Here is a 10,905-nt window from a genome sequence, read left to right as displayed (position 1 = left end):
GTAAATACACACTTATAAACATTTCTATAAACCACTTGGAGTAAAGCTTATATATAATAAAATAATATAAGCAAAATAACCACATTAAACCACAATTAACAAGTTTAAAAGGATATTTAATTCAAATAAAGATAAAATATTTGTGATTTAAAAAAATAAAAAGATTATAGTTTAAAAAAAAAATCATTTTTAAACTACAATAAGGAAATAATAATAGGTAGTGTAATCAAAGAGATTACAGTATTGATCAATATACAATCAGATGTTAATTCATAATCTAGATCATAAGTAATTGCAAGTAACAATGACAGCATTCCAGAAGGCATTGCTGCCTCAATAATTGAAATAGTATACTGTAAATCAACTAATCCTAAGTTAGTTACAAGTATAAAAGCAACTAATGGGAAAAATACTAACTTCATGATTGAAGTGAAAACTATCATGGATTTACTTCTAGATAATGCTGAAAAATCAATAGACAAACCTAATGTAATCATGATTAAAGGAATTGCCCCTTGACCTAAATAATTTATAGTATATCCAAAAACATCTGCAAGTGGAATATGGAATAAATTAAAAATTAAACCTAAAACAACAGCCCACAAAGGTGGGAAAAGTGCAATTTTTTTAATAGCTGTCTTAATTGTTCCTCCAAATCTTAGAATTAAAACAAAAGACAACAATAAGAATATAGATAATGTTGCTATATCACAAAATATTGCTCTTAAGAAACCCTCTTGTCCATAAATACCTAAAGTAACAGGATAACCCATGAAAGCAGTATTGGCAATCATAACTGTAACCAATACACTCCATATCTTTTTATCATCAAAATGTAATCTTTTTAAAATAAAATATGAAACAATTCCGGTTATTATTGATGAAATCAGAATAATAAATGGTAGTATACTCAATTTTGGAAGTGATGATAAATCTGCATTATAAATTGCATTAAATATCATACAAGGCATTAAGACATACATTACTATTTTATTAAACGGATCCATATCTTTCTTGGATAAAAAGTCAATTCTTTTGAGAAAATAACCTAATCCAATCATTATAATAATCGAGAAAATAGTAATAGCTATTGCGTCCATAATAAATAATTATAATTTAATTATATTTAAAATTTAATGAAAAATTAGAAAAAAAATAAAAAAAATTTAAAAAAAATAAAAAATATTTATAATTTATTAATAATTAACTAACAATACCTTCGCTAGTAATTTTAAATACACATTCACCTTCAGGTAAATGAGGTGAATCAACTAAACGTGCAATCCTTTTTCCAGCCAATCCTTTCTTAAGCCAAATTCTGTAAGTGGATGCATGCCCTAAAACGTGACCTCCAATAGCTTTTGTTGGACTTCCAAAGAAGGAATCTGGTTTAGCTTGGACTTGATTGGTAATAAATACAGCAACATTATAAGTATTGGCAATTTGTTGAAGTGAATGTAAATGTTGGTTTAATTTTTGTTGTCTTACAGCTAAAGACTCCCTTCCAACATATTCTGCCCTGAAATGTGCCATTAATGAATCAACAATGACCAATCTAACATTGTTACCCTTTTGGATTAAATCATTAATCTTATCAACCATTAAAATTTGATGAGAAGAGTTGAATGCACGAGCAACATGAATCTTACTTAAAACTTCTTCAACATCTAATTCAAAACCTTCTGCAATTTGTCTAACCCTTTCCGGACGGAAAGTATTTTCAGTATCGACAAATACACATTCACCCTCAAGACCACCTAACTCCTTAGGTAATTGAACAGTTACAGATAATTCATGAGAAATTTGACTTTTACCAGATCCAAATTCACCAAATACTTCAGTGATGGATTGAGTTTCTATCCCACCACCAATTAAATCATTAAATTCTTGACTACCTACAGTAATGTGACCAACATCTTTTCTTCTTTCATCAACTTCTAATGCAGTTTCAAAATCAATGTTTTCAGATCTACGTGCTGCTTCAATAACTTTTTCAGCAACACCTTCACCAATTTCTGCTTTTACAGATAATTCTTTTGCAGTAGCAGTTGCTAATCTCATCATATCAGCAAATCCTGCATCTTTTAATTTTTCTGCAGTTTTTTCTCCAACACCAGGTAAATCATTTAATTCAACCATAAATCTCATTCCTTTTGTTTATTTAAATATATTTTGATAAAATTTTCTTAGGATTTAACCTATTTTCTTCACTGTACTCATCAAAACTAACATTAGCTATAATTTCAATAGTTTGACCGTTTAAATCTTCAAGTTTATCTTCGATTCCATAACCATCTTCAACAATATTGACAATCTCCTCTTTGGTATTTCCAATTAATTCTTCAGCCAAGTTATCAAAGAAGGTAACTTTAATTGAACCAGTATCGTCTTCAATTCTTAACGGAAGCATAAGAAGGTAGTTAGGTTCATCAAATACATGACCACAGTTGTCACAAATATATTCATCTTCACTTTCTTCTACACCTCTTCCACATGCAGGACATCTTTTACGAATAACTCTGTCTGCTTCAACATCACTAATAATACCAGTCACACAAACATTAACATCATCTTCTGTTAATGCTTCAATAGGTTTAGGAACATAAATAGCTTCCATTAATTCTTCTTGAGTTGGTAATCTTTCTATTTCACTTTCACTAGGTTCTAAAATTGTTGTACCTCTATTTACAATAGCTTCAATACGATTATCCCTATCTAAGTCAAACCGAGGATTTTGTAATTTGATTGGTTGACCCATCTCAAACTCTCTTTTTGCATCATCATTCCATAAAACAATCCTCATAGAACCAGTTTCATCTGCAATTTCAATATTTTTAACAGACCCTACATCACCATTATCTCTTTCAAAGTTATGGATATCATTTAATTCAATCACTCTACCAATGATAATAACATCTTGATCATCTTCATCGATTTCATCAATTTTTTTGTAATCATACAATGCTTTTTCTAATGTAGATAATTCTGGAATAAACCTTGCAGAAGCTTCTTCCTCAGATAATTTAATAAGACGAGCTCCACTACCAATATTCAAATCTACACTATACATACCCATTCTTGTTCTCGCATTTTCAATTTGATATGCATCACCAACAGTATATTCTTCTTCAGCACGTTCATTCCATAATGATAAATTAACCTTACCAGATTCATCAGCAAAAATTATTGAACGTACAATACCAACACTTCCATCATCTCTCTGGAATTCATTAACATCATTTACTGAAAGAATCCTACCAATTACATCAATCTCAATACCATCATCATCGATTTCATAAATTTCACCAATTGGTGTTGGTCTTAATTCATCCCTTAATGCATTTAATTCATCTAATTCTTCAATAGACAAATTATCAGGATTAATAGTAATTTGAGTGTTAAAATTAGTGTTCATTGAATATTGACTTTGAGTATATTCATCATATCGTACATTTCCACCAATGATTTTGGCAATATCCCCTTTATTTATTGGTAACTCTGTATCATCACCCCATAAAGTTACTCTTATCTCACCAGTAACATCTCTAAGATCAAAATTCCTTAATCTTCCTTCAACACCATCAGTTTTTCTTATAAATGTTTTAACATCTTGAAGTCTTGAAACAATACCCTTAATAGAAACATCTTGTGCTTCAGATACATCCCCAATAGGTGTGAATTCTTGTTTAACTTCAGGGACATCAAAATTACCTTTAATGATTCTCCCATCCCAATGAGTTAATGATATTTCGCTTTCACCATCTCTATTACTTCTTTCACGAGCTTGAGCTTGAATAATCTTGACAGAATCACCATCTTCAAGACCTAAATCATTAATAAGTTCAACATTTTTATTCCATAATGTGTAAGTAATTTTACCAGAATAATCTTGTAATTCAATAGAGGCAACTTTACCTTCCTTACCATTCTTTTCATAAGTCCTAATTGTTGAAATTCTAATAATTCTTGCAATTATGTTAACTTTAGTATCTGGCTTAATATCCGCAATGTTAGTAATATCTTCATGATATTCTGGGAATTTTGAAAAATCCTCCTCTAAATGGACAATAGTAGATCTTGGTCTTAGATTAGCTTCAAGCCCTGAATATCCTTCTTTAATATCCACACCTTTAATTTGGATAATGTCCCCTTCATTAACATTATTGAGAAGTTTAATATTTTGAGTCCAGAAAACAGTCTTAATAGAACCAGTATTATCCTTTAACTCAACATTACACACTTTACCACTTTGTCCTTTACGTGTTTTAAAGGATCTTGGATTTGAAATGGAAATTACCCTACCAGAAACATTCACATCCTTACTATTTTCTTCAAGGTCACTGATTGTCTTATCGGAAAATTCTGGTGATTCAGAAATAGCTTCGACTTTCTCAGTGATGAATTCCCCAACTACCATGTCAGCAAATGTAACATCATTCATAAATGAAGCATGCTCATTCTTTTCTTTATAAACTTCCATTTTAGCTAAAAATTCTTCTTCAGAAATTATATCCTTAACTTTATTATATCTTTCTAAAATTTCTTCATCCATAATAATCCCATTTTCATGATTAGATTCCAAGGATAATTGCTCAATATCTTTTTTTTGAGCAATTGTATTTTCAATTCCATGATTTTCTAAAACCATACGTGCAATATCTAAATCATCGAAAAAGAATACCTCTGCATTATTCTCACGAATTTCAGCCATTTCAGCTTCAAATTCCTCTTCTGAAAGCTGATCTTTAATTTCTTCGTATAATTCTAAAATTTCTTCTTGCATACCAAACCCTCATTGAAAGTTAATATTTATTTTATAATTAGAATGTATATAAATTATTAGAGAGAGCATTTGAAAAGTAATTCCTATAATAACATTAAAAAAAATTATTAATATACATTTTCTAAATGTGACTATATTAAAATATGAAAAACAGTTAATACGCATTAGGATTTTTCTTTAATACTGTTTTAATCATTATTGCTAAATCTAAACCCAAATGCCAATTCTCTACATATTCAATATCATATTCTATACGTTTTTTAATAGATGTATCTCCACGACAACCATGAATCTGAGCCCATCCAGTTAATCCAGGTTTAACTTGATGTTTAACCATGTATTTTGGAACTTTTTCTTTAAATTGATCAACAAAATATGGTCTTTCAGGCCTAGGACCCACAACACTCATATCTCCTTTTAATACATTGAAAAATTGTGGCAATTCATCAATACTAGTTTTCCTTATGAAATTACCAACTTTAGTTTTTCTTGGATCATCTTTTGTTGTCCACTCAGATTTTTCTTCATTAGGGTCCTGAACCTTCATACTACGGAATTTATACATCATAAATGGTTTACTGTTATAACCTATTCTTTCTTGTTTAAATATAATAGGTCCAGGGGAAGATAATTTAATTGCTATTGCCGTGAGTATCATGATTGGAGATGTAATAATAATAGCAATTATGGAAATAACATAATCTGAGAAATATTTCAAAAATTTATTAAATTCATCATCTAACGGAACATACCTTATATTTATAATAGGTATGTCTTCAATCATATCTACGGAAGGCTGAGCTGGAAAGTATCTAATATAATCTGGAATAATCTCTGCTTTGATTCCAACTCTCTCACAACTTTCAACCAAATCATTAATTTTATAATAATATTCTAACGGAATAGCTAAAACAACTCTATCAAATCTATTTTTGTCGAGAACCTCATCAATATCTGAAAATGAACCAATAATGCTAGATCCTTCTATTTCACGACCTATATGATTTGAACGCCCTAAAAAACCACTTACAACAAAACCCAAATACGGATTTCCACGAATTTTACGTGCAAAGTTAAATGCCAATTCATTATCTCCAACAATGAGGATATGCTTAATATTTCTATTATTAATACGCATTTTCCTTAAAATAGATCTAATAGTAAATCTTTCAATAATTCCAAAGAATGCACCAATGATAGCTAATAAAATCAGCATTATCCTTGAAAAATCAGGCTGATTTATAATAAATAAAATTGAAACTAATAATATAAATGCCAATATATTTACTTTAATAAGCTGTGTTGCTTCTGAAAAAATATTTTTATAAGTTCTACGTGGTTTGTAAAGGCCAAATGCAAAATATAAAATCAAATAAATTGGCATGACCGCAAAAGTAAAAAATAAAAGATAACTAGAAAAGCTCAAATGGCCTCCAATTGGTCCAAATAGAGTAGTTTTAAATCGTAACCATAATGAACAGAAAAGAGCTAACCCAATGACTATAATATCAATTAAAACTAATGTTAAATTTAATAATTTTTGGTTCTCTTTAATCATATAACTACTCCAAGTTAATTATTAAGTATATTATTTGAAATTAATAATTATTTAATCTTTCTTTTTAAATGAATTTAAGAATAATTTTAAAACACATAAAATAGCTATTCCAAAATAGACAACCCAATTTACTACAAAAAAAGATTCATCAGCATGATGTTTCTTATAATAAATATACATTGCACGATAAAACTCATAAATTAACTTAGATTTTTGTTTCTTACTACTAGCACCCTTTAAATGAGTAAGTTTAGACTGGCCATAATAAATAATCTTCCAACCTGCTTTTTTAATTCTAAAACAAAGATCAATATCTTCACCATACATAAAAAATGTCTCATCTAATAAACCGACTTCTTTTAATGCATCAGATCTCATGAACATAAATGCCCCTGTTAGACAATCAATTTCATAAATTTCATCATCCGGCAGATTATCTAAATTATAATCATTATCCTCACTATTAGTTGGAATATGGAACAATCTAAAAAATGAATTTTTAACATTCGGGAAACTTCTTTTACATGCCTTATCAAGCTCCCCATTTTCTAAAAGAACCCTACATCCACATGCTCCAACATCAGTATGATTTTCCATGTAATTATAAATACTTTCCAATGTATTTTCCCAAACAACGGTATCTGAATTTAAAAGAAGAACATGCCTCCCCTTTGCAACCCTTAGAGCTTGATTATTTCCAGCTGCAAAACCATTATTATCTTTTGATGCAATAAAATATACTTTATTACCAAAATATTCCTTTAATCTAGATAGACTATCATCTTTAGAAGCATTATCAACAACTAAAATCTCATAGTCAAACGAGTAATTATTTTCAAATATAGAATTAATAGTGTTTTTTGTTAGCTCAAATGTTTGATAATTTACAATTACAACTGACAGATCCATACAATCATCTTTTTAAAAATTTAATTGTGTTTATTATTAATCTGAATTCCATTTTAAAATAATTTTTTGTATTCTTTGATTCAAATTTAACTTTGTCAATTTTACCTCTTGTAGATAATCCTTCACGAATACCGTCTAAATAAATAGATCCAAATCCTTTTTTACAGAAAAATAAATATTTAATTAAAAATCCTAAAAATAGAAAAATAAAATTTATAATTTTTAAAGGAATCGGGAAATTTTTATAAACCACCCACACGTTATTACGTGCAGCCAATTTTACTTTAAACTCATTATATCTGCTTCCAGATGTTGCACTACCAATATGATAAACAATAGCATCTGGACATAACATGTTTCTATAACCGTTAATCCGAGACCTAATTGCTAAATCTACATCTTCCATATATGCGAAAAAATTATCATCAAATAATCCAATTTCATCCAAAATTGCTTTATTATACATTGCTGCTCCAGCACAACTTGAAAATATCTCTTTTATTTGAGTATATTCACTAGCTTCATGATTTTCACCTATTTTCTTAGTCCAAGCAAGTAAATTATATTCATCTCCAACATCATCAATTAAATTTTTATTATTATATTGAAGCATTTTAGCTTGAACTGAAAAAATATCTTCACTAGAAGTAATTGTATCGATTAATGATTTAATTGAACCTTTTTTAATTTCGGTGTCATTATTAATTGAAAAAACAAAATTGTTCTGAGCTTTTTTAATTCCCTGATTGACAGCCGGAGAGAATCCTACATTTTTTTCATTTTCTATTATTACTAAAGGAAAATTAAAACTATTATTCCTAAGATAATCTAAACTACCATCACTAGAGCCATTATCTACAATAATAACTTCACCAATGTATTGGCTCTCTTCATTAAGGGATTTTAAAAAAGTTTTTAGAAATTTTTCCCCATTATAATTTGGTGTTACAACTGAAACCTTCATATTAATCAATTGAATTTTTAAATTTTTTCCACATTTTATAATAAATTTTTGGACTTAATAAGAATAATTTTATTTTAAATTTAAATTTAGAATTCCCCTCAAATTTGGATAATTTTGTGAATAAATCTAATTGGCGCATTTTTGAAATTACTTCATCAAAATCATAATCATTATAAAAAAAATAATTCATATTCCCAAATATCGCTTTTGGAATCCTAGATGTAATTATTAGATTAACCAAATCATCTTTTCCTTGAGTTTGATAGTACTTAGCTAAGTTTTCAAAAATATCCACAATCTCAAAACGCCTAAACTCCGATGTCCTAATTGCAGATTGGCCATGCTGAATATAATAATAAGTTACTTCATTACTTATAGATATCTTATCACCAAAACTTAATGCCTTAAGTGCAAATTCTGTATCTTCACCATAAATAAGATTAGGAGTAAATTTAATATTATTTTCTTTTATAATACTTGCTTTATACATTAATTGGCAGAAATTAAATGGAATCTCCATGTTTAACTCCATTTTAATAAAATCATTACATGAAATTAAACTTTCTGGAAAACTATACGGAACGGATAAATTATCCCCATCTTTTTTGACCAATTGTATTAAACTAAAATCAGTTTCACCATTATATAATTCAGATAGATGATTTCTAGCGATAAAATCATCAGCATCAACAAAAATCAAATAATCCCCACGGGATTTATTAATTCCACGATTTCTAGCCTGGCTTACACCTGCATTATCCTGATGAATAATCTCATAAGACACTGCTGAAGAGGATAACTTGCCCCTGACAATTTCTAAACTATCATCAGTTGACCCGTCATCAACAACAATTATTTCAAAATCATCGAAATCTTGATTAATTATTGAATCTAGTGTATTACCTATATATTCACAATTATTATAAACCGGAACAATGACACTGACTTTAATATTATCCATTATATCTACCATTATTTTAATAGAAAATCAACGACTCTTTTAGATGAATTACCATCAATTACATCAAATTGAGTTTTAAGAAATTCAGAAATTTTACTTTTATCTAATTCATTATTTTTAATTACATCAACTAGTTCTTGTGAGTTATAAACAATTGGTCCTGGCACTGTTTTTTTAAAATCATAATAAAAACCACGTTCATTAGATAAATAATTATCCAAATCATATGTAAAGAACACTACAGGTTTATCTAATGCTACATATTCAATCATTATGGATGAATAATCGGTTATTAATAAATCACTCATTAACATTAATTCCTGCTCATTTTCGTAATCACTTACATCAATATACTGACCATTAGTAGAAATGTCCTCTTTATAAAAATCCTTAATTTTCGGATGTAGTCTTAAAGCCAAAATGTAGTCCCTACCTAGATTTTCATTGAATTCCTCTAAATCAAGATAATCGAATATATTATTATATTTTTCCTCGTTTCTAAATGTTGGAGCATAGAGGATTATTTTTTTATTTGATGAACTGCCATTCTTTTTAAGAAATTCTGATTTTAAAGCATCAACATCATGATTTTCAAAATAATAATCCATACGAGGAAGACCTAAAGATTTAATTTTATTATATGGTATTTGAAAAGCTTCAGAATAATCATCTTTAATATTTTCTGATGTGACAATCAAATAATCCGTATTTTTAGAAATTTTTCCAAGGATTTCCCTACTTTGGATATCAACAGAACCACCAAATTTCTTAGAAGCCCCCGGAGCATGCCACAATTGAACAATTATGCTTTCAGGATTAAATTTCATAAAAGCTAATGGAAAAAAGTTATCGTTTAAAAATATAAACTTAGAACTAGATAATTTTCTAAAACTATCCATAGAAAACTTATCCTTGTAAAAATAATGAAATTCAAAGTTTCCTCTATTTTCAAATTCCTTTTGAATATATCTAAAATTACCATTAAACGATCCTTTTGAATCCATTATAAAGGAAACTCTATTTTTTTTAATACGAGTGTTTTTAAATAACTTAAATAAAACACCATATATTTTATGCTTTAAATAATTCATATTAAACTGTAAAATTTAATTAATGGAAAAACGCTAACATACCAGGCAATGACCCCATCATAGATTGAATACCTAATATAAAAATAGCAAGACCTCCAATGAAATTAATATAACGTGCATATTTCATTGCAATCTTTGTACCAAAAGTTCCAATTAAAAGCCAGCAAATAACCGCAATTAAACTTAAAATTGAGAGAATAATCGGATCAACATGTGCTGCAACACCTTGTGCTGCTAAAATTAAGTTTTCAATGTTACCAAAAATTAACAATGCCCAAAATGGTTTTAATTCATTCATTTAAACACCCCTAATAGATTCCACCATTGCCTGTAAACCTAAAATAAAAATAGCTAAACCACCAATAAAATCAATGAAAGAAACATAATCTATTAACACTGAAGTTGCAACTGTACCAATAGTTAACCATAAAATAACACATATAAAACTTGCAATTCCTAATTTAAGAGGATTTACACCTGCCACAACACCTTGAGAAGATAACACCAAATTCTCAATATTACCAAAAATTATTAACCCCACAAAAGGCAAATATTGCTCCAACATTTCACAATACCTCCATATAAATATTCTATTATCTACTTCACTAATTTATTTAATATTATGATTATATATATAAT

Annotated in this window: 10 protein-coding genes; all 10 read right to left on the bottom strand. The window is 28.3% G+C overall.

Features of this window, described 5'->3' with window-relative positions; genetic code table 11:
- Positions 1-194: 194 nt before the first annotated feature.
- Positions 195-1,100: an AEC family transporter gene (locus tag ACR0P1_RS06725; RefSeq protein WP_432645638.1), complete on the bottom strand. Its 906-nt coding sequence runs from the start codon at positions 1,098-1,100 to the stop codon at positions 195-197.
- Between the two features lie 103 nt (positions 1,101-1,203).
- Positions 1,204-2,139: a DNA repair and recombination protein RadA gene (gene radA, locus ACR0P1_RS06720; RefSeq protein WP_432645637.1), complete on the bottom strand. Its 936-nt coding sequence runs from the start codon at positions 2,137-2,139 to the stop codon at positions 1,204-1,206.
- Positions 2,140-2,161: 22 nt separating this feature from the next.
- On the bottom strand, positions 2,162-4,783 hold the full coding sequence (locus ACR0P1_RS06715; RefSeq protein ID WP_432645636.1) for an OB-fold nucleic acid binding domain-containing protein: 2,622 nt from the start codon (positions 4,781-4,783) through the stop codon (positions 2,162-2,164).
- A gap of 154 nt (positions 4,784-4,937) precedes the next feature.
- The gene (locus ACR0P1_RS06710) at positions 4,938-6,341 is read right to left on the bottom strand and encodes an undecaprenyl-phosphate glucose phosphotransferase (protein ID WP_432645635.1); all 1,404 of its coding nucleotides are present in this window, start codon (positions 6,339-6,341) and stop codon (positions 4,938-4,940) included.
- 51 nt (positions 6,342-6,392) lie between these two features.
- On the bottom strand, positions 6,393-7,250 hold the full coding sequence (locus ACR0P1_RS06705; RefSeq protein WP_432645634.1) for a glycosyltransferase family 2 protein: 858 nt from the start codon (positions 7,248-7,250) through the stop codon (positions 6,393-6,395).
- Between the two features lie 4 nt (positions 7,251-7,254).
- The gene (locus ACR0P1_RS06700) at positions 7,255-8,214 is read right to left on the bottom strand and encodes a glycosyltransferase family 2 protein (protein ID WP_432645633.1); all 960 of its coding nucleotides are present in this window, start codon (positions 8,212-8,214) and stop codon (positions 7,255-7,257) included.
- Position 8,215: 1 nt separating this feature from the next.
- Entirely contained in the window at positions 8,216-9,175 is a 960-nt protein-coding gene (locus tag ACR0P1_RS06695) for a glycosyltransferase family 2 protein (RefSeq protein WP_432645632.1), read from the bottom strand.
- An 11-nt stretch (positions 9,176-9,186) separates the two neighbouring features.
- Positions 9,187-10,179, bottom strand: a complete 993-nt coding sequence (locus ACR0P1_RS06690) for a CDP-glycerol glycerophosphotransferase family protein (RefSeq protein ID WP_432645631.1) — start codon at positions 10,177-10,179, stop codon at positions 9,187-9,189.
- Between the two features lie 106 nt (positions 10,180-10,285).
- A complete protein-coding gene (locus tag ACR0P1_RS06685) occupies positions 10,286-10,564 on the bottom strand; it encodes a hypothetical protein (protein WP_432645630.1) in 279 nt (92 codons plus the stop codon).
- A complete protein-coding gene (locus tag ACR0P1_RS06680; protein ID WP_432645629.1) occupies positions 10,565-10,831 on the bottom strand; it encodes a hypothetical protein in 267 nt (88 codons plus the stop codon).
- Positions 10,832-10,905 lie beyond the last annotated feature (74 nt).

Source organism: Methanobrevibacter sp. (assembly GCF_050872065.1).
GTDB lineage: Archaea > Methanobacteriota > Methanobacteria > Methanobacteriales > Methanobacteriaceae > Methanocatella.
Note: the sequence above shows the minus strand (reverse complement) of the source record. Positions and strands in the feature narration are given on the sequence as shown.